22 protein-coding genes are annotated in these 23,887 nt (G+C 66.8%); 6 read left to right on the top strand and 16 right to left on the bottom strand.

Annotated elements, in window-relative coordinates:
- Positions 1–58: 58 nt before the first annotated feature.
- The 10 genes from K6V06_RS10785 to K6V06_RS10830 all read right to left on the bottom strand — a co-directional run bounded on the left by K6V06_RS10785 (position 59) and on the right by K6V06_RS10830 (position 13,591).
- A complete protein-coding gene (locus tag K6V06_RS10785; RefSeq protein WP_222243186.1) occupies positions 59–1,921 on the bottom strand; it encodes an acyl-CoA dehydrogenase in 1,863 nt (620 codons plus the stop codon).
- A 219-nt stretch (positions 1,922–2,140) separates the two neighbouring features.
- A complete protein-coding gene (locus K6V06_RS10790) occupies positions 2,141–3,319 on the bottom strand; it encodes an acetyl-CoA C-acyltransferase (protein ID WP_222243188.1) in 1,179 nt (392 codons plus the stop codon).
- Between the two features lie 50 nt (positions 3,320–3,369).
- Positions 3,370–4,023: a bifunctional nicotinamidase/pyrazinamidase gene (gene pncA / locus K6V06_RS10795; RefSeq protein ID WP_222243190.1), complete on the bottom strand. Its 654-nt coding sequence runs from the start codon at positions 4,021–4,023 to the stop codon at positions 3,370–3,372.
- A 33-nt stretch (positions 4,024–4,056) separates the two neighbouring features.
- Complete coding sequence (locus tag K6V06_RS10800) at positions 4,057–6,138, bottom strand: 3-hydroxyacyl-CoA dehydrogenase NAD-binding domain-containing protein (protein WP_222243192.1); 2,082 nt, start codon at positions 6,136–6,138, stop codon at positions 4,057–4,059.
- A gap of 460 nt (positions 6,139–6,598) precedes the next feature.
- Positions 6,599–7,312 carry an ABC transporter ATP-binding protein gene (locus K6V06_RS10805; protein WP_222243510.1) on the bottom strand — a complete coding sequence of 238 codons (714 nt, stop codon included), beginning with the start codon at positions 7,310–7,312 and terminating at the stop codon, positions 6,599–6,601.
- Positions 7,312–8,139 carry an ABC transporter ATP-binding protein gene (locus K6V06_RS10810; protein ID WP_222243194.1) on the bottom strand — a complete coding sequence of 276 codons (828 nt, stop codon included), beginning with the start codon at positions 8,137–8,139 and terminating at the stop codon, positions 7,312–7,314. The genes K6V06_RS10805 and K6V06_RS10810 overlap by 1 nt, the downstream gene beginning before the upstream one ends.
- Entirely contained in the window at positions 8,136–9,449 is a 1,314-nt protein-coding gene (locus K6V06_RS10815) for a branched-chain amino acid ABC transporter permease (RefSeq protein WP_222243196.1), read from the bottom strand. Before K6V06_RS10815 ends, K6V06_RS10810 begins: the two co-directional genes overlap by 4 nt.
- A 1-nt stretch (position 9,450) precedes the next feature.
- Positions 9,451–10,398, bottom strand: coding sequence for a branched-chain amino acid ABC transporter permease (locus tag K6V06_RS10820; protein ID WP_222243198.1), 948 nt, complete (start codon positions 10,396–10,398; stop codon positions 9,451–9,453).
- Positions 10,399–10,576: 178 nt separating this feature from the next.
- On the bottom strand, positions 10,577–11,818 hold the full coding sequence (locus K6V06_RS10825; protein ID WP_222243200.1) for a branched-chain amino acid ABC transporter substrate-binding protein: 1,242 nt from the start codon (positions 11,816–11,818) through the stop codon (positions 10,577–10,579).
- 147 nt (positions 11,819–11,965) lie between these two features.
- A complete protein-coding gene (locus K6V06_RS10830) occupies positions 11,966–13,591 on the bottom strand; it encodes a 3-(methylthio)propionyl-CoA ligase (RefSeq protein ID WP_222243202.1) in 1,626 nt (541 codons plus the stop codon).
- 439 nt (positions 13,592–14,030) lie between these two features.
- Between K6V06_RS10830 and K6V06_RS10835 the strand changes: the two genes are divergently transcribed.
- The 5 genes from K6V06_RS10835 (at position 14,031) to K6V06_RS10855 (ending at position 18,227) form a co-directional block, all read left to right on the top strand.
- A complete protein-coding gene (locus K6V06_RS10835; RefSeq protein WP_222243204.1) occupies positions 14,031–15,707 on the top strand; it encodes a YdiU family protein in 1,677 nt (558 codons plus the stop codon).
- A gap of 110 nt (positions 15,708–15,817) precedes the next feature.
- Entirely contained in the window at positions 15,818–16,246 is a 429-nt protein-coding gene (msrB, locus tag K6V06_RS10840) for a peptide-methionine (R)-S-oxide reductase MsrB (protein WP_222243206.1), read from the top strand.
- A gap of 92 nt (positions 16,247–16,338) precedes the next feature.
- Positions 16,339–16,911, top strand: a complete 573-nt coding sequence (locus K6V06_RS10845) for a septation protein A (protein WP_222243208.1) — start codon at positions 16,339–16,341, stop codon at positions 16,909–16,911.
- Between the two features lie 47 nt (positions 16,912–16,958).
- Positions 16,959–17,282, top strand: coding sequence for a BolA family transcriptional regulator (locus K6V06_RS10850; protein ID WP_222243210.1), 324 nt, complete (start codon positions 16,959–16,961; stop codon positions 17,280–17,282).
- A 150-nt stretch (positions 17,283–17,432) separates the two neighbouring features.
- The gene (locus K6V06_RS10855) at positions 17,433–18,227 is read left to right on the top strand and encodes a peptidylprolyl isomerase (RefSeq protein WP_222243212.1); all 795 of its coding nucleotides are present in this window, start codon (positions 17,433–17,435) and stop codon (positions 18,225–18,227) included.
- A gap of 90 nt (positions 18,228–18,317) precedes the next feature.
- Here the strand turns inward: K6V06_RS10855 and K6V06_RS10860 are convergent, their stop codons facing one another.
- Positions 18,318–18,833: a DUF1439 domain-containing protein gene (locus tag K6V06_RS10860; protein ID WP_222243214.1), complete on the bottom strand. Its 516-nt coding sequence runs from the start codon at positions 18,831–18,833 to the stop codon at positions 18,318–18,320.
- A gap of 131 nt (positions 18,834–18,964) precedes the next feature.
- A complete protein-coding gene (locus K6V06_RS10865; protein ID WP_222243216.1) occupies positions 18,965–19,168 on the bottom strand; it encodes a SlyX family protein in 204 nt (67 codons plus the stop codon).
- A gap of 726 nt (positions 19,169–19,894) precedes the next feature.
- Between K6V06_RS10865 and K6V06_RS10870 the strand changes: the two genes are divergently transcribed.
- On the top strand, positions 19,895–20,803 hold the full coding sequence (locus tag K6V06_RS10870; protein WP_370637451.1) for a DMT family transporter: 909 nt from the start codon (positions 19,895–19,897) through the stop codon (positions 20,801–20,803).
- 257 nt (positions 20,804–21,060) lie between these two features.
- Here the strand turns inward: K6V06_RS10870 and K6V06_RS10875 are convergent, their stop codons facing one another.
- The 4 genes from K6V06_RS10875 to K6V06_RS10890 form a co-directional block, all read right to left on the bottom strand.
- Positions 21,061–21,522, bottom strand: a complete 462-nt coding sequence (locus K6V06_RS10875; protein WP_222243220.1) for a hypothetical protein — start codon at positions 21,520–21,522, stop codon at positions 21,061–21,063.
- Positions 21,523–21,658: 136 nt separating this feature from the next.
- A complete protein-coding gene (locus tag K6V06_RS10880) occupies positions 21,659–22,027 on the bottom strand; it encodes a hypothetical protein (RefSeq protein ID WP_222243222.1) in 369 nt (122 codons plus the stop codon).
- 77 nt (positions 22,028–22,104) lie between these two features.
- Entirely contained in the window at positions 22,105–22,998 is an 894-nt protein-coding gene (locus K6V06_RS10885; protein WP_222243224.1) for an energy transducer TonB, read from the bottom strand.
- Positions 22,958–23,887, bottom strand: coding sequence for a DUF6708 domain-containing protein (locus tag K6V06_RS10890; protein WP_255581757.1), 930 nt, complete (start codon positions 23,885–23,887; stop codon positions 22,958–22,960). The genes K6V06_RS10885 and K6V06_RS10890 overlap by 41 nt, the downstream gene beginning before the upstream one ends.

The following is a 23,887-nucleotide window of genomic DNA, read 5'->3' on the forward strand; positions in this document are numbered from 1 at the left end:
CGTCTCCTTGTTGTTTGCCTCTGTCGGGCGAGCGATGATGGCTGGCAAGCGTGGCGCGCTAGAACCAGGCGTCCTGCATGTCCAGCGTGGTACGGTCCAGCGAGGCCAGCAGGTCCAGCTGCGGGCCGGTCTTCGGCAGCTCCCAGTGGAAGAAGTACCTCGCCGCGGCGAGCTTGCCGCGATAGAAGTCCTCGTCGCGGTGCCCGGCCTCCAGCTGCTGCAGCGCCTTTGCCGCCTGCAGGGCCTGTTCGAGCCAGATCCACGCCACCACGGTATGGCCGAACGCCTCCAGATAGACCGAGGCATTGGCCAGCGTCAGGCCGGGATCGCCGGCGCTCCACAGCTTGCCGGTGACCTCTTCGAGCCGGTGCGCGGCAGCCGTCAGTTGCCCGGCGTGCTCGCGCAGTTCCTGCGGACCCTGCGCGGCGCGCTCGATGGTGGCGCGAACCTGCGCGCCCAGCGCGCGGAACGCCGCGCCGTCTTCCATCACCACCTTGCGGCCCAGCAGATCCAGCCCCTGGATGCCGTGCGTGCCCTCGTGGATCGGATTGAGACGGTTGTCGCGGTAGAGCTGTTCGACGTTGTACTCGCGGGTATAGCCGTAGCCGCCATGCACCTGGATGGCCAGGCTGTTGGCCTCCAGGCACCATTGCGACGGCCAGCTCTTGGCGATCGGCGTCAGGATGTCCAGCAGCAGGTTCAGGCGCCGCGCCTCCTGCCCTTGCTGCGCGCTTTCCGCGGCGTGCTGCTCGTCCACCAGCCGGGCGCAGTACAGGTTCAGCGCCAGGCCGCCTTCGACATAGCTTTTTTGCGCCAGCAGCATGCGGCGCACGTCGGCATGCTGGACCAGTGGGATTTGCGGACTGGACGGGTCCTTGCCGCCGGGTCCGACCGGCCGGCCCTGGGGGCGATTGCGCGCGTACTCCAGCGCGTGCAGGTAGCCGGTATAGCCCAGCATCACCGCGCCCAGTCCGACGCCGATGCGGGCCTCGTTCATCATGTGGAACATGCAGGCCAGGCCCCGGTGCGGCTCGCCGACCAGATAGCCAATCGCGCCGGCCTTGCCGCCCGGACGGTGCCGCGTGCCCTCGCCGAAATTGAGCAGGCAGTTGGTGGTGCCGCGGTAGCCCATCTTGTGGTTCAGGCCCGCCAGTACCACGTCGTTGCGCTCGCCCAGCGAGCCGTCCGGATTGACCAGGTACTTGGGCACGATGAACAGCGAGATGCCCTTGACGCCGGGAATCAGCTTGCCGTCCGGGCCGGGAATCTTGGCCAGTACCAGGTGCACGATGTTGTCCGCCAACTCGTGCTCACCGGCGGAAATCCACATCTTGTTGCCGCGTAGCCGGTATTGCGGCCCCAGCGGCGATTCGCCTTCGTACTCGGCGCGCGTGGCGATGTCCGACAGCGACGAGCCGGCCTGCGGCTCGGACAGGCACATGGTGCCGAAGAAGCGCCCTTCCAGCTCCGGCCGCACGAAGGTATCGACCTGCGCCGGCGTGCCATGCGCCAGCAGCAGGTTAGCGTTGCCGATGGTCAGGAAGGGATAGGAACTGGTGCCGACGTTGGCGCCCTTGAAGTAGGCGAAGCCGGCTTTCTCCACCACCACCGGCAGCTGCATGCCGCCCAGCTCGTAGTCCTGCCCGGCGGCCATCAGGCCGGCGTCGCAGAAGGCGCGCAGCGCGGTCTTGACCTCGGGGATGATGGTGACGGTCTCGCCGTCGAAATGCGGCTCCTGCTGGTCGTTCTTCTTGTTATGCGGCGCGAACAGGTCGGTGGCGATCCGCTCGCAGGTATCGAGCGCCGCGTCGAAGGTCTCGCGGGAGTGATCGGCGTAGCGGGGAATGCGGGTCAGCGTCTCGACATTCAGCCACTCGTACAGCATGAAGTCGAGGTCGCGGCGGGACAGGATCAACGACATGGTGAGGTGCCGCTCCTTGGAAATCAGGTTTGGGGGATGGCGCGCTTGGTGCACTACCCTCTCCCCCGGCCCCTCTCCCGCAAGCGGGCGAGGGGAGCAAACCCTTGGCATGGCCCCGCCAGCGCGCGAGCGAAGCGTGCCGATGGTGTTCCCCCTCTCCCGCTTGCGGGAGAGGGCCGGGGAGAGGGCAAGCGGGCGTCTCTCGACGCCCGACCGCCCTTACAGGACCTCGAACAGCCCCGCCGCGCCCTGGCCGCCGCCGATGCACATGGTCACCACCACATGCTTGACACCGCGGCGCTTGCCCTCGATCAGCGCGTGGCCGACCAGACGGGCGCCCGATACCCCATACGGGTGACCCACGGCGATCGCGCCACCATTGACGTTCAGCCGGTCCATCGGAATGCCCAGCTTGTCGGCGCAGTACAGCACCTGCACCGCGAACGCCTCGTTCAGCTCCCACAGGCCGATGTCCTCGACCTTCATGCCGGTCTTCTTCAGCAGCTTGGGCACCGCGAACACCGGGCCGATGCCCATTTCATCCGGCTCGCAACCGGCCACGGCAAAGCCGCGGAACACGCCCAGCGGCTTCAGGCCACGGGCCTCGGCCACGCGCGCGTTCATCACCACCGCAGCGGAGGCACCGTCGGAGAACTGCGACGCATTGCCGGCGGTAATCACGCCGCCGGGCATGGCGGTGCGGATCTTCGACACCCCTTCCAGCGTGGTGTCCGGGCGGATGCCCTCGTCGGCGTCGACGGTCACTTCCCGGGTGACGATCTGCCCCGTGGCCTTGTCAGCCACGCCGGCCAGCACCGTCAGCGGCACGATCTCGTCCTTGAAGCGGCCCGCTTCCAGCGCCGCCGCCGCACGCAGCTGGCTTTGCACGCCGTACTCGTCCTGGCGCTCCTTGGAGATGTTGTAGCGCTTGGCGACGTTCTCGGCGGTCTGCAGCATGCTCCAGTAGATTTCCGGCTTGTTCTTGACCAGCCAGCCTTCCTGGATCATGTGGCGGTTCATTTCCTGCTGCACGCAGGAGATGCTCTCCACCCCGCCGGCGACGAAGATGTCGCCCTCGTCGGCGATCACGCGCTGCGCGGCCATCGCGATGGTCTGCAGACCCGACGAGCAGAAGCGGTTGACGGTGGCGCCCGGCGTGGTGACCGGACAGCCGGCGCGCAGCGCGATCTGGCGCGCGATATTGGCGCCGGTCGCACCTTCCGGATTCGCGCAGCCCATCAGCACATCCTCGACCTCCCCCGGCTCGATGCCGGCGCGCGCGATGGCGTGCTGTACCACATGGCCGCCCAGGGTGGCGCCGTGGGTCATATTGAAGCCGCCCTTCCAGCTCTTGGCCAGGCCGGTCCGTGCGGTGGATACGATGACTGCCTCGTTCATGTCTTGCTCCTCGGTATTCTCTCTGGTGTCTCTTGTCTAGGATCGGGCGATCAAGCCGGTGCCAGGTCCGCTCGCAGCAGGTCGGCCGACTGCAGGCGCTGCACGCCGGCGGCCGCCAGCCGTTCCCACGCGGCCTGCAACGAGCCCTGCAGATCGATGGCGCGGCAGGCGTCCTCGATCACCGCCGCCTCGAACCCGGCCGCGCGCGCATCGAGCGCGCTCCAGGCGACGCAGTAGTCGGTCGCCAGGCCCACGCAGAACACGCGCCGCACGCCCTGCTCGTGCAGATAGCCGGCAAGCCCGGTGCGGGTCTTGCGGTCCGCCTCGACGAAGGCGGAATAGCTGTCGACTGCGCGGTGATGCCCCTTGCGCAGCAGCAGCCGCGCGTGCGGCACCTCCAGCTGCGCATGCAGCGCCGCGCCAGGCTCGCCCTGCACGCAATGCGACGGCCACAGGACCTGCTCGCCGTAATGCAAGGTGGTGGTCTGGAACGGCTCGGTGCCGGCGTGGCTGGCGGAGAACGAGACGTGATCGTCCGGATGCCAGTCCTGCGTCAGCACCACGTGATCGAAATGCGCAGCCAGCCGGTTGATCACCGGCACCACTTCATCGCCATGCGGCACGGCCAGCGCGCCGCCCGGCATGAAGTCGTTCTGCACATCGATCACAAGCAGGCAGTCCTGCCCGCCGTAGCGTCGTTCCATCGCGGTTCCTTGCCTCGCCCTTGCGCCGATGCCTCAGCCGTTGAAGCCCTTGCCTTCCGCCGCCAGCTTCTCCAGCAGCGGGGCCGGTTGCCAGGCCTCGCCGTGATAGCCCTTGGCATAGCGGCGCATCGCCTGCAGCACGTTGTACAGGCCGACCTGGTCGGCATACAGCATCGGGCCGCCGCGGTGCAGCGGGAAGCCGTAGCCGGTCAGATAAACCATATCGATGTCCGACGCCTTCGAGGCAATGCCCTCTTCCAGGATCTTCGCGCCCTCGTTGACCAGCGCGAACACCAGGCGCTCGACGATCTCCTCATCCGAGATCTTGCGGCGCGTGATGCCCAGGTCCTTGGAGTGCTGCACGATCATGTCGTTGACCTGCTGGTTCGGGTACGGCTTGCGGTCGCCCGGCTTGTAGTCGTACCAGCCCGCGCCGGTCTTCTGGCCGAAGCGGCCCAGCTCGCACAGCAGGTCGGCGGTCTTCGAATACTGGATGTCCGGCTTCTCGACCGCGCGGCGCTTGCGGATCGCCCAGCCGATATCGTTGCCGGCCAGGTCGCCCATGCGGAACGGCCCCATGGCGAAGCCGAACTTCTCGATCGCCTTGTCCACCTGCTCGGGCAGCGCGCCCTCGTCCAGCAGGTAGCCGGCCTGGCGGCTGTACTGCTCGATCATGCGGTTGCCAATGAAGCCGTCGCAGACGCCGGAGACCACGGCGGTCTTCTTGATCTTCTTGGCGACCTGCATCACGGTCGCCAGCACGTCCTTGCCGGTCTGCGCGCCGCGCACCACTTCCAGCAGCTTCATCACGTTGGCCGGGCTGAAGAAGTGCATGCCGACCACGTCCTGCGGACGCTTGGTGAACGAGGCGATCTTGTTGACGTCCAGCGTCGAGGTGTTCGATGCGAGGATCGCGCCGGGCTTGGCGATTTCGTCCAGCGTCTTGAACACGGTTTCCTTGACGCCCATCTCCTCGAACACCGCCTCGACGATCAGGTCGGCGTCCTTCAGGTCGTCATAGGACAGCGTGGTGGAGAGCAGGCCCATGCGCTGCTCGACCTTTTCCTGCGTCAGCTTGCCCTTCTTCGCGCTGTTCTCGTAGTTCTTGCGGATGGTGCCGATGCCGCGGTCCAGCGCTTCCTGCTTCATCTCGAGGATGGTCACCGGAATGCCGGCGTTCAGGAAGTTCATCGCGATGCCGCCACCCATGGTGCCGGCGCCGATCACGGCCACCTTCTCGATCTTGCGGGTCGGCGTGTCCGACGGCACGTCCGGAATCTTGCTGGCGGCGCGCTCGCCGAAGAAGGCGTGACGCAGCGCGCGCGATTCCGGCGTGTTGACCAGATACATGAAACCTTCGCGCTCCAGGCGCAGGCCCTCGTCGAAGGGCTTGAGCGAGGCCGCCACGGCATCGACGCACTTGGCCGGCGCGGGGAAGTTCTTCGCCACCGCAGCCACGGTATTGCGGGCAAAGGCCAGATAGCCTTCGGCGTTCTCGTGGCGCACCTTGATGTCGCGCACCTTCGGGTGCGGACCGGCAGCGGCGCCGACCTTGCTGGCGAACTGGATCGCCGCCGGCAGCACGTCGCCCTCGACGATCTCGTCGAACAGCTTGCTGCCGACGAACTTCTCCGACGGCACCGGGTTGCCGGTGACGATCATGTTCAGCGCGGCTTCCAGCCCGATCAGGCGCGGCAGACGCTGCGTGCCGCCCGCACCCGGCAGGATGCCCAGCTTGACTTCCGGCAGCGCGATCTGCGCGCCCTTGGATGCGACACGGTAGTTGCAACCCAGCGCCAGCTCCAGGCCGCCGCCCATCGCCACCGAATGCACCGCGGCCACCACCGGCTTGGTCGAGTTTTCCACCACCTTGATCACCGAGTGCAGCGTCGGCTCCTGGGTCGCCTTCGGCGTATTGAACTCGCGGATGTCGGCGCCGCCCGAGAACGCCTTGCCAGCGCCAGTGATGACGATGGCCTTGACGGAGGCATCGTCCAGCGCGCGGGTCATGCCATCGACGATGCCCAGCCGGGTGCTGTGGCCCAGGCCATTGACAGGAGGATTGTCGAGCGTGATGACGGCGATGCCGTCCTGAACCTGATACTGCGCTGTCATGCTGGTTCCTTTGGTGTCTTGGGTTGTCTCGGATTCGAATTCTCGAATATTGTTGTTCTTCCGGCCCGGCGGCAACGGAAAAGCCGACCGCTCAGCCTGCCGCCCGCAGAAGAACGCAGCGCGCCCTTGCATGCCGGAGCGAAACAAGCATACACAAAATAGAACGGTCGTTCAATTTCAATTTTGGAGCGGCGATTCCACGGCGGGCGCGGGTTTCCGGGCGATGGGCATAAGCCATGCGGGGGCTGCATGGTCGGGTATCGCGCCGTGCATGGGCGCGTTGGGAAAGGATGCGCTGGAGGCCCTCTCCCCCGGCCCCTCTCCCGCATGGCGGGAGAGGGTAGCAAACCCGGAGGTGCGTCTTGATCCTGTCGGTGTGCTCCCCTCGCCCGCTTGCGGGAGAGGGGCCGGGGGAGAGGGCAAGCGAGCGCATGAACGACTGCCTGCGCCACGACCACCCTCAAACCTCCAGCCACTCCTTCCGGATCTGCGCATTTGCCTTCAGATCGACCGGGCTGCCCTCGAACACGATGTGCCCATGCCCCATCACATATACCCGCTGCGAAATATCGAGCGCGATGGCCAGCTTCTGCTCGATCAGCAGCACCGACACCCCGCGCTCCTTCAGCACCTTCAGATAGTCGCCCACCTGCGCGACGATCATCGGCGCCAGCCCTTCGGTGGGCTCGTCGATCAGCACCAGGTCCGGGTCGCCCATCAGCGTGCGGCACAGCGTCAGCATCTGCTGCTCGCCGCCCGACAGCACCCCGGCCACGGTGTTTTCGCGCTCGCGCAGCCGGGGGAACAGCGAGAACATGTCGTCCATCGACCAGCGCGGCGTCGCCTGGCTGCGATTGCGCTTCTCGCCAAGCATCAGGTTCTGCCGCACCGTCAGCGTGGGGAAGATGTCGCGGTTCTCCGGCACGTACCCCAGCCCCAGGTGCGCGATCTCGAAGGTGCGCTTGCCCAGCAGCTCGGTATCGCGGAAGCGCACCGAACCCTCCGCCTTGACCATGCCGAGAATGGCCTTGGCCAGCGTGGAGCGGCCCACGCCATTGCGGCCCAGCAGCGCGACGATCTCGCCCTCCCCGATATGCAGGTCGACGCCGTGCAGGATGTGGCTCTTGCCGTAATAGGCGTGCAGCCCAGTGACTGTCAGCCTTGGCGCGGCCATCATCGCGCCTCCATGGTGGCGGAGGCACCGTCCGCTGGCGCGTGCTCGTCCAGCGTCGTGCCAAGATAGGCTTCCTTGACGCGCCGGTCGGCGCGGATCTCCTCCGGTGTGCCGGTGGCAATCACCTCGCCGTAGACCAGCACCGAAATGCGGTCGGCCAGCCCGAACACCACGCTCATGTCGTGCTCCACCATCACCAGCGTCTTGCCGACGGTCACCTTGCGGATCAGCTCGACCGCGTGATCGCTCTCCGAGCGGCTCATGCCCGCCGTCGGCTCGTCCAGCAGGATCACATCCGCGCCGCCGGCGATGGTGATGCCGATCTCCAGCGCACGCTGCTCCGCGTAAGTCAGCAGGCCCGACTGCGTCGCGCTGCGATGCTGCAGCCCGATCAGCTCCAGCACCTGCTCGGCCCGCTCGCGTGCATCGCGCAGTTCGGCCAGCCGGTGCCAGAACGAGTACTTGTACCCGAGCGACCAGAGCACCGCACAACGCAGGTTCTCGAAGACCGTCAGCCGGTGGAAGATGTTGGTGATCTGGAAGCTGCGCGACAGCCCCTTGCGATTGATGACGAACGGCGGCAGGCCGCCAATGTCCTCGCCGTTCAGCCGCACCGTGCCCGAGGTCGGCGCGAAGCGGCCCGAGATCAGGTTGAAGGTAGTGGACTTGCCGGCCCCATTCGGCCCGATCAGCGCGTGCCGCTCCCCGCGCGGAATGGTCAGGTCGACGCCGCGGATGATCTCGGTCTTGCCGAAGGACTTGCGCACGCCGCTCAGTTCCAGCGCCGCACGGCCCCCGCGCACCGATGCACTGCTCGCTGCATTCATGCCCGTTCTCCGCTGATTTCCGCCTGCAGGCGGTCCCACTGCGCCCGCGCCTGTCCGCTGGTCAGGCGCCATGCGCCCAGGCCCACCAGCCACAGCACCGCCGCCACGCCCCAGGGCGCGAGGGTACCCGCATCGAAGCCGATGCCGAACAGCGACATGGTGGTGCCGTTGGCGTAATCCACCTGCACCTTGTAGACCAGTTCGACCGTCAGGATCACCGCCGCCAGCAGCACGATGCCCGCCAGCGCGGCGCGGCCGTAGTACGGCAGCATCGCGCCCAGCTTCCTGCGCGCCAGCAGCGGGAACTGCAGCATGATGAGGCTGGCCAGGCCGCCCGGCACGAACATCACCATCAGCACGAAGAACAGGCCCAGGTACAGCAGCCAGGCCTTGGTCAGGTCGGACAGCGCGACCGCGAACAGCACGAAGACGATGGCACCCAGCACCGGGCCGAAGAAGAATCCTGCCCCGCCGATGAAGGTGGCCAGCAGCACGCCACCCGAGCGCACGGCGCTGACGTTTTCGGCCGAGACGATCTCGAAGTTGATCGCGGCCAGCGCCCCCGAAATGCCGGCGAAGAACGCCGACAGGATCAGCACCAGGTAGCGCACGCGCTGCGTGTTGTAGCCGATGAACTCGGCCCGCTCCGGGTTGTCGCGCACCGCATTCGCGATACGCCCCAGCGGCGTCTGCGTCCAGGCGTACATCAGCGCCATCGACAGCAGGCACCACACCGCGATCAGGTAATAGACCTGGCGCCCCGGACCGAAGGTGATGCCCAGGAACGGTTCGCCCACCACCCGGTTGGTCGAGATGCCGCCTTCGCCGCCAAAGAACTCCGGGAACATCAGCGAGCTGGCGAATACCATTTCGCCGATGCCGAGCGTGATCATCGCGAAAGTGGTGCCGGACTTCTTGGTGGTCACATAACCGAAGATCACGCCGAAGAAGGCCCCCGCCACGCCGCCCACCAGCGGCAGCAGCGACACCGGCAGCCAGACCGTGCCCTCGCCCACCATGTTGAGCACGTGCACCGCGATGAAGGCGCCCATGCCCGAGTAGACCGCGTGGCCGAACGACAGCAGCCCGGTCTGCCCGAGCAGCATGTTGTACGACAGCGCGAACACGATCATGATGCCGATCTGCGACAGCAGCGTGATGGCGAAGCCGCCGGTAAAGATCAGCGGCAGCACCAGCATCAGCAGCGCGGTCATGCCCCACAGCAGCCAGCGGCCCAGGTTCAGCGGCCGGTAGCGCATGGTTTGCCCGGCTTCGCCCCGGGTGCGGGTCTGTTGCATCGTCCGTTCCATGTCAGCTCTCCCGGGTGCCCATCAGGCCGCGCGGCCGGAAGATCAGCATCAGCACAAGCAGCAGGTAAGGCAGCACCGGTGCCACCTGCGCCACCGTCAGGCGCCACAGCGAGTAGAACGGCGTCTCGCTGGTCACCGGCATGCCCAGGCTCTCGAACAGGCCGGCCAGCGACGCGTCGATCGTCACCGCGAAGGTCTGCAGCAGGCCGATCAGGATCGAGGCAATGAAGGCGCCGACCAGCGACCCCATGCCGCCCACCACCGCCACCACGAAGACGATCGACCCCACCGACACCGCCATCGACGGCTCGGTGACGAAGGCATTGCCGCCGATGACGCCGGCCAGGCCGGCCAGCGCGGCGCCGCCCCCGAACACCAGCATGAAGACCCGCGGCACGTTGTGGCCCAGCGCCTCCACCATCTCCGGATGGGTCAGCGCCGCCTGGATGACCAGCCCGATGCGGGTGCGGGTCAGCACGAGGTAGATGCCCACCAGCATCGCCAGCGACACCAGCATCATGAAGGCGCGGTACTTGGGAAACGACGAGGTGAAGATGGTGAACAGCGGGCCGTCCAGCACCTCCGGAATGCGATAAGGCACCGCCGCCAGGCCCCACACCAGCTTGACGCCCTCCTCGATCAGATAGGCCAGCCCGAAGGTGAACAGCAGTTCGGCGACATGGCCGTATTTATGCACGGTACGCAGGCCGAAGCGCTCGACCAGCGCCCCGGCCACCGCGACCAGCAGCGGCGCCAGGATCAGCGCCGGCCAGAAGCCGACCTTGGTCGATATCGAATAGGCGAAGTACGCGCCCAGCATGTAGAAGCTGGCGTGGGCGAAGTTGAGCACGCCCATCATGCTGAAGATCAGCGTCAGGCCGGACGACAGCATGAACAGCAGCAGCCCATAGCTGATGCCGTTCAGCAGGGAGATGATGAAAAATTCCACGAGCTGTCCTTGCAACAGGCCCCACGGCCATAACCGTTGGCGTCAAGGCCGGGGCGGTGGCATGGTTGACCCGGCGGCCGCCCGCCGGGGTCGGGCAGGATACCACCGGAGCCACGTGGGGAGCAGCGCCGGGACCGCGGCGCCAATCGCTCCCGGCACTCCCGTCAGCGCGGCGGCATCAGCCCGCCGGCCGCTTCATCTTGCAGGTGGTCGGCTGCGCGGCCACGGAGGCATCGAGGACGGCGTTGGTCTTCCAGCCGTATCCGGTGTTCTCCTGGTCGAACCGGACCTCCTTGCCATCGACCTTGGTCCAGGTAGCGATGGTCAAGGGCTGCTGGGCCTGGTGGTCGCTGGCGCGCATCTCCACCGTGCCGTTCAGGCTTTCGACCTTCATCCCTTCCATGGCCTTGGCGACCTTGACCGGATCGGTCGAGCCGGTGTCCTTGATCGCCTTGCTCAGCATGGCGATGCCGGTATAGGCGGCCATCACGTAGAAGTCGTCGTTGTATTTCTTCTCGTAGCCCTCGACCACGTCGGCACCACGGAAACCCTTGTTGTTCGGGTTGTAGTAGCCGACATAGCGCACCCGCTCGGCGCCGGCCGCGCCCATTGCCGTGGGCACGCCGGTGGTGGCGCCGTAATAGGTGTAGAAATTGGAATCCAGCCCGCCATCCTTGGCCGCCTTGATCAGCAGCGCCAGGTCGCTACCCCAGTTGCCGGTGATCACCGTATCGGCGCCAGCCGCCTTGATCTTCGCGACATAGGGCGCGAAGTCCTTGACCTGCGCCAGCGGATGCAGGTCCTCGCCGACGATCTCGATGTCGGGCCGCTTGCGCTTCAGGTATTCCTTGGCCGCGCGCGCCACCTGATGGCCGAACGAGTAGTTCTGGTTGATCAGGTAGACCTTCTTGACGTTCTTGTTCTGCGCCAGGTAGGTGGTCAGCGCCTCCATCTTCATGTCGGAGTTGGCGTCCAGCCGGAAATGCCAGTAATTGCACTTGCTGTTGGTCATGTCCGGATCGACGGCGGCGTAGTTCAGGTAGACCACCTCCTTGCCCGGATTGCGGTCGTTGTGCTTGCCCACCGCGTCGAGCAGTGCGAGGCCCACCGACGAGCCGTTGCCCTGCACCACATAGCGCATGCCTTGATCGACCGCCTGCTTCAGGATGGTCAGGCTCTCCTGCGGCGACAGCTTGTTGTCGAAACCGACCACCTCGAACTTGTGGTCACCGGCCCACTTGTTCTGGTTGGCCAGTTCGGCGACGTACTGCCAGCTCTTGAGCTGGTTCTGCCCGACCGGCGCCATCAGGCCCGAGAGCGGGTCGATAAAGCCGATCCGCACGGTTTCGGCCGCTGCCGTCCCGGACGCGAGCACGGCGAGCATCGCCGCGCCGCTGGCCAGCGCACGCATTCTGATCATGGAGGTCTCCTTCTCTCTTGTCCTCGGCGGTCATCGTGGTTTCGCCCGCGACGCCGCAGCACCGGGTCAAACGGTCCCTGGTGCGAGGCGCCGCGCCGAAAGCCCATGCGGGCGCGGCTCTGCGGCCGCTGCCCTCTTTCGCTGCCGTCAGGCCGACGGCAGGCGATAGTCCTTGAACTGCTCGCGCAGCTTCAGCTTCTGCATCTTGCCGGTGGCGGTCAGCGGGATGTCGGTGACGAAGGCGACGTCGTCCGGAATCCACCACTTGGCGACCTTGCCTTCGAAGAAGGCCAGCAGGTCCTCGCGGGATACTTCCACGCCGGGCTTTTTCATCACCACCAGCAGCGGACGCTCGTCCCACTTCGGATGCTGCACCGAGATGCACGCCGCCATATGCACGGCCGGATGCGCCGCCGCGACGTTCTCGATGTCGATCGACGAAATCCACTCGCCGCCGGACTTGATCACGTCCTTGCTGCGGTCGGTGATCTGCATGTAGCCCTCGGCGTCGATGGTGGCGACGTCGCCGGTCGGGAACCAGCCGTCCACCAGCGGCGACTGGTCGCTGCGGAAATAGCGGTCGATGATCCAGGGGCCGCGCACCAGCAGGTCGCCGAACGCCTTGCCATCCCAGGGCAACTCCTTGCCCTCGCCGTCGACGATCTTCATGTCGACGCCATAGATCACGCGGCCCTGCTTTTCCAGAATCTTCTGCTGTTCCTCTTCCGGCAGGTCCTGGTGCCTGGCCAGCAGCTTGCAGGAGGTGCCCAGCGGCGACATCTCGGTCATGCCCCAGGCGTGGATCACCTCGACGCCCAGCGCCCTGAGCGCGGTCATCATTGCTGGCGGCACCGCGGAGCCGCCAATCACGGTGCGGCGGAAACTGGAGAAGCGCAGTTCGTTGGCCTGCACGTGCTGGAGAAGCCCCAGCCAGACGGTCGGCACGCCCGCGGAGAACGTCACGCCTTCCTGCTCGAACAGCTCGTACAGCGACGCGCCGTCCAGCTTCGCGCCGGGAAACACCAGCTTGGCGCCGACCAGCGGCACCGAGTACGGCAGCCCCCAGGCATTGACGTGGAACATCGGCACCACCGGCAGGATCACGTCCTTGGCCGAGCAGCCCAGCGCATCGGGCAAGGCCGAGGCGTAGGAGTGCAGCACCGTGGAGCGGTGCGAGTACAGCGCGCCCTTCGGGTTGCCTGTCGTGCCCGAGGTGTAGCAAAGGCTCGACGCCGTGTTCTCGTCCAGCTCCGGCCATGCGTAGTTGCCGTCCTGCGCCTCGATCAATTCCTCGTAGCACAGCAGCGGCACCTTGGCCTGCTCCGGCATATGGGCGCGATCGGTCATCGCGACCCAGCCGCGCACCTTGGGACAATGCTGCGCGATGCCCTCGACCAGCGGCAGGAACGTCAGGTCGAAGAAGATGTAGCCGTCCTCGGCGTGATTGACGATATAGGCGATCTGCTCGGGAAACAGCCGTGGGTTGATCGTATGGCAGACCGAGCCCATGCCCGACACGCCGTAGTAGATCTCCAGATGGCGGTAGCCGTTCCAGGCCAGCGTGCCGACGCGCTCGCCGGGCTGCACGCCCAGCGCGCCAAGCGCCTGCGCCAGCTTGCGCGCCCGCAGCTCGCACTCGCGGTAGTTGTAGCGGTGCAGATCGCCCTCGGTACGGCGCGACACGATCTCCGTGTCGCCGTAGTAGCGCGCCGCATGCCGGATGATGGAGGAAATGAGCAGCGGCACGCCCATCATTTGACCCATCAATGCCATCGGTCTGGTCTCCTGTTCTCGTAAAGTCTGCTGCTTGGCGACGCGGGGCGTCGGACTGCGCAATGCGATGCGCTGGGGTCGGCAAATCGGACTGCGATGTCTGGGGACTGCCTGGAACTGCTGGAAAACCGGCCACACCCTGCCGCCGGCAAAGGACGCCGCGGCAAGCCCGGCCGCGTGCGAGCAAGCCGGAGATGGCGTTGACGGGGCGGAATCGGCCCCCGCGCCGGGTGCAAAGCGAACAACCGTTCGATTTTCAGGGTAAAGGATTGCCGCTACCGGGAACATGGCCGTGAATCGGGCGGTCAGACCGGAAGCGACGTGGCGTGCAAGTACAATACTGCCAGCCATGTTGCGCCTCAACATGTCGTTTTCCCTAGCCTGCAAGCGCACTTCCAAGGTGCGAAGGCCCGACCCGAGCGCGCTGCCGCACATATCGATGCCGACCTCCCCCGACACTTCCAACCCTTGGCAAACCGCGGCGGATGCCGGCAGGCACGGCGAACCGCAGGCCGGGCAGCAAGCCGCCGGACAGGCCGCCTCTGCCGCTTCCGGCGACGCCGCCCCGCCCTTCAACGTCCGCCCCGGCTTCGCCGAACTGGGCGAGCGCTATTTCACCCGGCTGCGCCCCACGCCGTTGCCTTCGCCGTATCTCGTCAGCGTGTCGCCAGCAGCGGCATCGCTGCTCGGCTGGCAGACCGCTCCCGGTCAGCCCGGGTCGCCGGCAGAGGTGCCGGGCTTCGAGGCCTTCGTCGACGACTTCGTCGGCAATCGCGTCGCCGGCTGGGCCGATCCGCTGGCCACCGTGTACTCGGGCCACCAGTTCGGCGTCTGGGCCGGGCAGCTCGGCGACGGCCGCGCAATTCGCCTCGCCGAAGCCGACACGCCGGGCGGACCGTGGGAGATCCAGCTCAAGGGCGCCGGGCTCACCCCGTATTCGCGGATGGGAGACGGCCGCGCCGTGCTGCGCTCGTCGATTCGCGAGTACTTGTGCTCGGAAGCGATGCATGCGCTCGGCATCCCGACCACGCGGGCGCTGTCGCTGATCGGCTCCGACGCGCCGGTACGCCGCGAAACCATCGAGACCGCAGCCGTGGTGACGCGGCTCTCGCCCACCTTCATCCGCTTCGGTCATTTCGAGCACTTCGCCGCGCATGACGACGTTGCCTCGCTGCAGCGGCTGGCGGATTTCGTCATCGACCGGTTCCTGCCGGAATGCCGCGATCTCGCGCAAGGCGGCAGCGGAATGTCCAGCCCCTATCAGGCCCTGCTGCGGGAAGTCGCGTTGCGCACCGCGGACCTGATGGCGCAATGGCAGGCCGTCGGCTTCTGCCATGGCGTGATGAACACCGACAACATGTCGATCCTTGGCCTGACGATCGACTACGGCCCGTTCGGCTTCCTCGACGCCTTCGACGCCAACCATATCTGCAACCACTCCGATACGCAGGGACGCTACGCCTACAGCCAGCAGCCGCAAGTGGCGTTCTGGAACCTGCACTGCCTGGCACAGGCGCTGCTGCCGCTGTGGCTGCGCCGGCAGGACGACGGCTCGGTGGCCGAAGCAGACAAGGAGGCAGCGATCGAGGCGGCACATGCGGCGCTCGACCCGTTCCGCGACCGCTATGCACAGAGCTTCTTCCGTTGCTACCGCGCCAAGCTGGGCATCTCGACAGGCGACGACCGCGAGGACGAGACGCTGCTGACCGACCTGTTCCGCCTGCTGCACACCCAGCGGGTCGACTACACGCTGTTCTGGCGCAATCTCGCGCACGTCTCCGCACAAGGCGGCGAGCGTGATGCGCCGGTGCGCGACCTGTTCTTCGACCGTGCGGGCTGGGATGCATGGGCGGAGCGCTATCGCGTGCGGCTGCGCGCGGAAGCGTCGGACGATGCGGCGCGCGCCGTTGCAATGCGGGCGGTCAACCCCAAATACGTGCTGCGCAATCACCTTGCGGAAACCGCGATCCGGCAGGCGCGGGACAAGGACTTCAGCGAGGTGCAGCGGCTGCTGGCGGTGCTGTCCCGCCCGTTCGACGAGCAGCCCGAGGCCGAGTCGTACGCGGCATTGCCGCCTGACTGGGCGTCCGGCCTGGAAGTGAGCTGCTCGTCCTGACGCCACGTCCGGACGCCCCAGCGGCATCCGGGGTCCGCGACCCTGCGGCGGCGGCGCGATTCCGCTATTCTGCCGACTTGACGCAAAGCGACTGGAGCGAGGAAACCATCATGCCTATTGCCAAGACCGAAGCCGAATGGCGCGCCCAGCTGACGGAAATGGAGTACCGGGTGGCCCGTGAAGCGGGCACCGAGCGGGCCTTCACCGGCCGCTATTGGGACCACTGGGAACCGGGCATCTACCGCTGCATCGGCTGTGGGACGCCCCTGTTCGAATCGACCACCAAGTTCGACGCCGGCTGCGGCTGGCCGAGCTACTTCCGGCCGATCAACGGTGAGGTCATCGACGAGCATATCGACCACAGCCATGGCATGGTGCGGGTCGAGGTACGCTGCAAGGAATGCGGCAGCCATCTGGGCCATGTCTTCGAGGATGGCCCGGCGCCGACCGGCCTGCGCTATTGCATCAACTCGGCTGCGCTAAAATTCGACGACCGCGAGCCGGAGCCCGGCAGCGACCCGGGTACGGGCCCGGCCTGATCCGCCCGCCGACAACCACCATCGACATTGCCATTGCCCTCGAGCGCGCCGGCCGCGATGCCGGCGTATCGAAGGCGGTACCCCACGACCGCATGAAATTCCTGTTCGATCTGTTTCCCGTCATCCTGTTCTTTGTCGCCTTCAAGGTGTCGGGAATCTTCGCCGCCACGGCCGTGGCCATCGCCGCCACCATCGTGCAGATCGGCTGGGTCTGGCTGCGGCATCGCAAGGTCGAGCCAATGCAGTGGATCAGCCTGCTGATCATCGTCGTCTTCGGCGGCGCGACGCTGCTGCTGCACAACGAAACCTTCATCAAGTGGAAACCGACCGTGCTGTACTGGCTGTTCGCCGGTGCGCTGCTGGTCTCGGTGGCGGGCTGGCGCAAGAACCTGATCCGCGCCATGATGGAGAAGCAGATGCGCCTGCCCGACGCGGTCTGGGGCCGCCTGAACACCGCGTGGGCGGCGTTCTTCGCCATCATGGGCGTGCTGAACCTGTGGGTGGCCTACCAGTTCTCCACCGACCTGTGGGTCAACTTCAAGCTGTTCGGCAGCATGGGGCTGATGCTGGTGTTCATCATCGGCCAGAGCGTCTGGCTGTCCCGCCACATGCACCAGGCGGACGACCCGCTGGGCGAGGAACTGCCGCGCAAGGCGCGCGACTGACCGCTCATCCTCCGTCTCTCCTCCCCCTCTTGCCGCAGCACCGCAACATGACCGACTCTTCCCAGACCACCGCCCCCACCGCCGTCGATCCCGCCGCACCGGTCGCCCAGCAGATCGAAGCGCTGCTGCGCGCCGCGCTGGCGCCGGGCGAGCTGGCGGTGCGCGACGACAGCGGGCTGCACGCCGGGCATCCCGGCGCGGCGGGTGGCGGCGGGCACTATCATGTCACCATCGTCAGCGAGCGCTTCGCCGGCCTGAACCGCGTTGCGCGTCATCGCATGGTGTATGATGCGCTGCGCTGCCTGTTCCCCGAGCGGATCCACGCCCTGGCCGTCGCTGCCTATACCAGCGCGGAACGCAGCGAACGCTGAATTCGGCCACTGGCGGACAGCAGTAGACACAGGGCCAGCGGCGCCAACAGGGCCGGTCGCGATGCGGCCAGTACGGCAACGCCCAACTGATCACCGGATCATCGGACCACCGGACCACCAGCCTTCCCCAGACTTATCCATACTGACTCCATGAAGACTTCCGTCCTCTCGTTCAGCCTGGCGGCTGTGCTTGCCGCTGGCAGCTTGCCCGTACTTGCCCAGAATGCGGCCGTCGTCAATGGCAAGGGCATTCCCTCGGCAAAGCTGGACAAGCTGATTGCCGGCACCGGACAGCCCTCCACGCCGGAGCTGCGTGACCGCGCCCGCAACATGCTGATCGATCGCGAACTGCTGGTGCAGGAAGCCAACAAGCGCGGCCTGACGCAGAACGCGGACGTGCAGGAGCAGCTCGAGCAGGCTCGCCTGAACGTGCTGGCCGGCGCGGTGTTCGAGGACTACGTGCGCAACCACGGCGCCAATGACGCCGAGCTGCGCAAGCAGTACGACAAGATCAAGGCGCAGCTGGGCAACGGCAAGGAATACCGCGCCCGCCATATCCTGGTGGAATCGGAAGCCGACGCCAAGGCGGCCATCGCCAAGATCAAGGGCGGCGCGAAGTTCGAGGACGTCGCCAAGGCGTCGTCCAAGGACCCCGGCTCGGCGGCCAACGGCGGCGATCTGGACTGGGCCGGCAGCAACAGCTATGTGCCCGAGTTCTCGGCGGCGATGACCGGCCTGAAGAAGGGCCAGATGACCGAAACCCCGGTCAAGACCCAGTTCGGCTACCACGTGATCCTGCTGGAGGACGAGCGCGAGAACAAGGTGCCGTCGTTCGAGGAGGTCAAGCCGCAGCTGCAACAGATGCTGATGGGCGACCAGAACTGGCAGCGCGAGCAGTTCCAGGCGATGATGAAGTCGCTGCGCGACAAGGCGAAGATTCAGTAAGCCATGATTCCCGTGCGGCCTCCATGGGCCGCATGGAACGAAGACGCCGGGTTCCGTGCATTGCGGACCCGGCGTTTTTCGTTGGCGCGCCTAGCGAGTCTCCACCTTCACAGCGATCCCCTCACTGGTGACTGTAATGGGGCCGGGCACGATCTCCTTGCCGTTGATCTGCAACTCCTCCGGCTTGAAGGTGTGCAACGGGTAGTCGTGCAGCAGTTCCTGCGCGACCAGCGATCCCACCGCATTCATCTGCCGGCTGTACTGGCCCGGCACCCCGGTGACCTGCACCTGCTCCACCGACGGGTTGTCCAGTTTGACCGCACGCGCCGTCGGGTCATAGCGCAGACCGCTGCGCAAGGCCAACGTGCCGTTGATCGGGGCGACCTTCAGCAGTGAATTGGTGATCTGGGCATCCACCTGCGTGACGACCCGGTTGCCGTCCGCGTCCAGCGCAAGCCGTGGCCGCGACAGCGTCACGTCGAAGATCTCCGCATAGCGCAACTGGGTCGGAAAACGGCCGTCCAGCGCCTGCTGCAATTCCTGTCGGGTGAAGGTGTACTCGCCAGTCCAGATGTTGTAGCCCGCGAAGACCGGGGCACTGGCCATCGAAGCGGCCAGTGAACACGCAAGCACGGCGCCGATGGCGCAGGTTGTCCGGGCAAGCTCAGAGATCAAGATGACGAGGCTCCTTGGAAACACCGGCGCCGCGCCCCGGCATCGGGCGGCGCACGCCGGAATCAGTAATGCGGGGGAAGCTCGGTCGATTGGGCCGCGCTGTCGGCGGCGCCTGTGGCCGAGCCCACTTGCTGGTATAGCGCCTGCATCTGCTCCTGCAGCAGCTCGATCTGCCGCTGCTGTTTGGCGACGGTCAGGTTCAGCGTCTCCAGAAGATCCTCCTGGAACGCCAGCTTGACTTCCAGATCGGTGATGCGCGATTCCATGGCGTTTCTCCGGTTGGTGCGCCGGCTTGCCGGCGCGGGCATCCGCATTGTACGCAGCCGCGGCTACGGCAGGCGACGCCCTATGCTTGTCAACCAGGGTGAGTTTGTGTACGCTTGGCGCGGTTGGCAGTCCTGCAATCCGCCCTCGTCAGCGCAACGCTTCATATGCACAGTGTCTGACGAAGCCCGGCGGCGCCGGTTCCCCTTGCCGACCCGATCCCGATCCCGACCAGACACCATGCCGATGCGCACCGCCCCTTCCGCCTCTCGTCCGGCCCAACCGGCCGGCGCGAACGCGCGTGCGCAGCGCCAGCGGTCGGCGGCCAGGGTCCGTCTTTCTTCCATCGTCTCTTCTGTCTCTCCGCCGGCCGTGGTGGCCGCAGTAGTGGCAACGCCCGTGGCGCGCGTAGTCGCAGCCGTGGCCTCGCCCCCTGCACGCCAGGTCGCAGCGGTTGCACCGCCGGTTGCCGGTGTTGCACCGCCGCACACCGCCCGCGTCTGACCCGGACTGCCGCTTCCGGTCCCTTGGGACCCCGGCCGGCCAGCCCGTTCGACTTCCGCTTCCGTTGACTGCCCGCGCTGCTGAACAGCAGCGCCGCCAATGCCGTGCGTACGTGTCGCACGCGGCCGTCGGCGTGACGGAAGCCCGTCTTCACTGAGACAGGTGACATCATGAATCTGCAACGACTCGCGCATGGCGCGCGATCGACCCTATCCGCACTGCGCATGCGTTCCGCCCCCGGGGCGGCCTCCGACCTCTCCAGCCGAAACAGCGCCGCCTGGCGCGACGCCGCTGTCGCTCACGGCTCCACCGCGCTGTTCGTGCTGCTGTGGAGCAGCGGCGCCATCGTCGGCAAATGGGGCCTGGCCCATGCCTCGGCCTTTGCCTTCCTGACCTTGCGCTTCGCCCTGGCCTTCGGCGTGCTGGTGCTGCTGGCGGCATGGCGGCGCCGCTGGCTGCCCGAGCGCGGCCAGCGGCGGCAGGTGGCGCTGGTCGGCTTCCTTTTGACCGGCTGCTACTCGATCTGCTATCTGCTCGCGCTGGACCGCGGCGTGACGCCCGGGATGCTGGCCACGCTGCTCGGCGCGCAGCCGATCCTGACGCTGCTGCTGACCGAACGCCGCTTCTCCGCGCTGCGGCTGCTGGGCTTGCTGATGGCCCTGGCCGGGCTCGTGATGGTGGTCTACCAGGGCATCGGCATCGCCGGCACGCCGATCGCCGGCATGCTGTTCGCGCTCGCCGCGCTCGCCAGCATGACGGTGGGCGCGATCGCGCAAAAGGCCGTCAAACAGGCGCCGCTGGACATCCTGCCGCTGCAGTACGCCATCGCGCTGCTGATGTGCCTGGCGCTGCTGCCGTTCGAGCGCCTGCACGTCTCGGCCGATCTGGAGCTGCTGCTGCCGCTGGGCTGGATGGCGCTGGTGATCTCGATCGGCGCGACGCTGCTGCTGTACCGGATGATCCAGGGCGGCAACCTGGTCAATGTGACCAGCCTGTTCTACCTGGTACCGGCCGGCACCGCCGTGCTGGACTATCTGGTCTATGGCAACCGGCTCGCCGGGCTGGCACTGGCCGGCATGGTGACCATCCTGGCCGGACTGGCGCTGGTGTTCCGGCAGCCGGCGCGGCGTTAGCCCGAGTCGGCAAGGAACAGCGCACGATGAAGCGACGGGCGAGGCGATGTCTCGCCTGTCGCTTCGACGACACCCGAACGCGGAGGGGACGCTTCCAGAGCGCTTGGCACGCCGAACCTACTTGATATCTGCCCGATCGCGTTGCGATATCGCCGGCAAGTACGTACAATTGAGCAGACCGCTTGCGAGGCGTCCCACTTAAGGCAATCAGAGCCGGACAGTCGTGCCCCGCAGGCGGTTTTTTCTTGGGGCAGGCCTCAGCTGCCCGCCTCCCACAGCAGCAACCCCTTCTCTCTCCATAGCGCCTCAAACCCCTGCGCTTCCTTCGCGTAGACGCTGGCGACCTCGTTGAAGCAGCTGCGGCCGATAACCTTGCCGCCGTGCAGGATGACGACGACGGGGCCAAGATGCGTCACCTCCCAGGTCAATACCACTGAATTAATGTCGGTCTGGTGCGTGTTCGATTTGAAGATCGCCTTGGGCTCCATCAGCGTGCCATAGATGCCGCGAATGAACTTCAACGATATCCCGTGTCGGAAGAATGCCTTGTCCAGGCTGGCGACCTTGACGACAAGCGGCAGGTCAGGAAGCCCTAGATCCACGTAGCGCTGCGGGGTCGTTCCGATCTCGATAGCGCGGCCCATGATCGTGTGCGCCTTGTCGGAGAGCAATGTCTCGTACGCAGTCTGGATAAGGATGTCGAAATTGCGATTCTTCATGGGCTTTCTTGTGTGAAGCCCAGATTGTAGAAACGCTGCAAACGTCGACGGCAACCTAGCGGTTAGCGGCGCCCGATAGATGTCTAGCCCCCTGACAAGAGAGATGCGACGCGATCATCCGCTTCAACGACCCCTTTCAGCGGCGGCGCCGCGCCCACCGCGTCAGCAGCGCACCGATCAGCAGCCCGGCGACCAGCGCGACCGCGGGGCCGATCCAGGGCGCCCAGGCGCTCCACGCCGGCCCCGCGTCCGCCGCGCCCTGCGCCGCATAGCCGGCCGTGCCGACCACCGTGCCGAGCGCTTCCCAGTCGGTACGCGCGAACTGCGTCATGCCGGCGGCGTCATCGATGCCGTAGACGCAGATCTCGCCGCCGGGCAGCTGGCAGAACCGCTCGGCGGGGCACCGCGTCAGGATCTGCGGCGCGTCGCCGGTGCCGCAGCGCGCGCCGGCGCTGCGCAGCACCTGCAGCGTGACGTCGGGGTGTTTGGTCAGTTGCTCGGGCATGGGCGCTCCCGTCCGGTGATGGCATACTGCCATTCCCCGCAGTATGGGACGCTGCCGCGCCGGTCGCCAGCGCTGCGCTAGCCGCCTGCACGGACCACGAAGGTCTGCGTGGTGGTGAACGGCGTCAACTCCCCGCCGCCACGCGCCGCGCATCGCATGCCGTTCATGGCACGGCGCGCCGCGTCGTCCACCGGCCGCCATCCCGATTCCTTGTCCACCGCGCTGCGCGCCACCGTGCCGTCCGCGCCGATCCAGACGCGCACCGTGACCGAAACCGGCTTGCCCGGCAGCGCGCTGACCAGCGTCAGGCGTGGCTGCGAGCAATTGACGTTCAGCGGCAGTCCCTCCCGGTAGCTTACCGGCGCCGGCTGCTGCGGGCGCGAGGACGTCTCTTCATGGCGGCAAATGGCTTGCCGCTCCGCGAAGACGGCGCGCATGGCGCGCACCGTGTACGGCTGCATTGCCGCGCCAGCGATCCACTTGCGCGCCAGCGGTTCGGGCAGCGCGGCGCGGACCAGCGCCGCTTCCTGCGGCTCGAGCTGAAAGGTCAGATTGCCGGACGCCAGCCGCGCGGCGCGGGCCTGCTGGATGCGGGCGCCAGCGGCGGTGGCGAGGAAGTCGGCCAGCGCCACGAACTCCTCGCGACTGAAGTCCTTCGCCAGCGGATAGCCGATGCGGTTGGCGACCTGCCGGGCGTCAAGGGCCGTCACGCACGCCGCGCGCTGCGCGGTGAAGCTGGCCGTCTGCTGACGCACGGTGCCCTGCGCGGCTGCGATGACCTCACCCACCGCTACCGCCTCGGAAACCTGCTGCGCGGCCTGTTCCAGCGCGGGATTCGATGTCTGCGCACCGGCGAGGCCCACCGGCACCGCGAAAGCAAGGGCGGTCGCATAGGCGGCGAGGGTCGCGGTGACGGTCGCAACCGGCCTCTCAACGCAACCCAGGCGGATTGCTGCCTGCATCCTTCGCATAGGGATCGTCCTTTTCAATCGGGGCGGCCGCTTCGATCTCGGCGGGCCATTCCGGAACCTTGCAGGAGCGCATCACCAGCGCCCGGCAGCACGCAAGCAGCAGGTTGTACGGCCACATCAGCCAGTAGACCGGCTTCAGGCCGGCATCGTTGGCGAACACCCGCTCCAGCCCGGCGCCGAAGCGCTCGCGCCGGCCGTGCACCGGCATGCAATATCGCACCCGCCCGACCAGGTCGCGCGGCCCCTCTTCCATATACCGCCGCAGGAACTCCCAATGGGCCCGCAGCCGGTGCGTATCGACCTCCCACAGCGAGAAGGCAAACTGCTCGCGCACGGTCACGCCATCCCGATCCATCACCAGAGCGCGAATATCGCGCACCGGCTGCGCGCCGGAACAGCGCCCCAGCGTGAAGACGATCTCGTCCCACGGCGCGCTCAGCACCGTACCGTCGAGCCGGAACGCATGGACCATCCGGTTGCGCCGGTCCAGCCGGATGGGATAGTGGGTCAACCGTCCGACCTCCCGGCGGGCCATCCAGACCGACAGCGCCACCAGCGGGCCGAGCAACAGCAGCGCAACGCCGAGAAAGCCGGCGACCATGCCCCGTGTATAGAGGCCCAATGCGAGCGGGCGGGCGGCCGCCAGGCACAGCGCGACGAAGCCGCCGACGCAGACGGCGGTAACGACGATCGCCATCAGCGTCAGCGCGCCTCGGCTGTCATACCAGCGATCGACCGATTCCAGGAAACTGGAGTTGATGCGGATCACGCAAAGCTGATCGTGCGGCTCGACATCGAGCCGCTTTCCCTGCCACAGCCGGTGCGCGCGCTCGTCGTCGGTCAGGGGCCGGTTGACGCGATACCTGCGCACCAGTCCGGTGAAATCCAT

The organism is Cupriavidus sp. AU9028 (assembly GCF_019795295.1).
Classification (GTDB): Bacteria; Pseudomonadota; Gammaproteobacteria; order Burkholderiales; family Burkholderiaceae; genus Cupriavidus.

Bases quoted from the DNA above. Each gene is read 5' to 3' on its own strand.
- K6V06_RS10860 (WP_222243214.1), bottom strand. From the start codon at position 18,833: ATGGCCAGTGCCCCGGTCTTCGCGGGCTACAACATCTGGACTGGCGAG.
- K6V06_RS10805 (WP_222243510.1), bottom strand. From the start codon at position 7,312: ATGGCCGCGCCAAGGCTGACAGTCACTGGGCTGCACGCCTATTACGGC.
- K6V06_RS10885 (WP_222243224.1), bottom strand. From the start codon at position 22,998: ATGCGAAGGATGCAGGCAGCAATCCGCCTGGGTTGCGTTGAGAGGCCG.
- pncA (WP_222243190.1), bottom strand. From the start codon at position 4,023: ATGGAACGACGCTACGGCGGGCAGGACTGCCTGCTTGTGATCGATGTG.
- K6V06_RS10830 (WP_222243202.1), bottom strand. From the start codon at position 13,591: ATGGCATTGATGGGTCAAATGATGGGCGTGCCGCTGCTCATTTCCTCC.
- K6V06_RS10835 (WP_222243204.1), top strand. From the start codon at position 14,031: ATGCCGACCTCCCCCGACACTTCCAACCCTTGGCAAACCGCGGCGGAT.
- K6V06_RS10865 (WP_222243216.1), bottom strand. From the start codon at position 19,168: ATGGAATCGCGCATCACCGATCTGGAAGTCAAGCTGGCGTTCCAGGAG.
- K6V06_RS10845 (WP_222243208.1), top strand. From the start codon at position 16,339: ATGAAATTCCTGTTCGATCTGTTTCCCGTCATCCTGTTCTTTGTCGCC.
- K6V06_RS10825 (WP_222243200.1), bottom strand. From the start codon at position 11,818: ATGATCAGAATGCGTGCGCTGGCCAGCGGCGCGGCGATGCTCGCCGTG.
- K6V06_RS10890 (WP_255581757.1), bottom strand. From the start codon at position 23,887: ATGGATTTCACCGGACTGGTGCGCAGGTATCGCGTCAACCGGCCCCTG.
- K6V06_RS10870 (WP_370637451.1), top strand. From the start codon at position 19,895: ATGCGTTCCGCCCCCGGGGCGGCCTCCGACCTCTCCAGCCGAAACAGC.
- msrB (WP_222243206.1), top strand. From the start codon at position 15,818: ATGCCTATTGCCAAGACCGAAGCCGAATGGCGCGCCCAGCTGACGGAA.
- K6V06_RS10875 (WP_222243220.1), bottom strand. From the start codon at position 21,522: ATGAAGAATCGCAATTTCGACATCCTTATCCAGACTGCGTACGAGACA.
- K6V06_RS10790 (WP_222243188.1), bottom strand. From the start codon at position 3,319: ATGAACGAGGCAGTCATCGTATCCACCGCACGGACCGGCCTGGCCAAG.
- K6V06_RS10810 (WP_222243194.1), bottom strand. From the start codon at position 8,139: ATGAATGCAGCGAGCAGTGCATCGGTGCGCGGGGGCCGTGCGGCGCTG.
- K6V06_RS10800 (WP_222243192.1), bottom strand. From the start codon at position 6,138: ATGACAGCGCAGTATCAGGTTCAGGACGGCATCGCCGTCATCACGCTC.
- K6V06_RS10850 (WP_222243210.1), top strand. From the start codon at position 16,959: ATGACCGACTCTTCCCAGACCACCGCCCCCACCGCCGTCGATCCCGCC.
- K6V06_RS10785 (WP_222243186.1), bottom strand. From the start codon at position 1,921: ATGTCGTTGATCCTGTCCCGCCGCGACCTCGACTTCATGCTGTACGAG.
- K6V06_RS10880 (WP_222243222.1), bottom strand. From the start codon at position 22,027: ATGCCCGAGCAACTGACCAAACACCCCGACGTCACGCTGCAGGTGCTG.
- K6V06_RS10855 (WP_222243212.1), top strand. From the start codon at position 17,433: ATGAAGACTTCCGTCCTCTCGTTCAGCCTGGCGGCTGTGCTTGCCGCT.
- K6V06_RS10815 (WP_222243196.1), bottom strand. From the start codon at position 9,449: ATGGAACGGACGATGCAACAGACCCGCACCCGGGGCGAAGCCGGGCAA.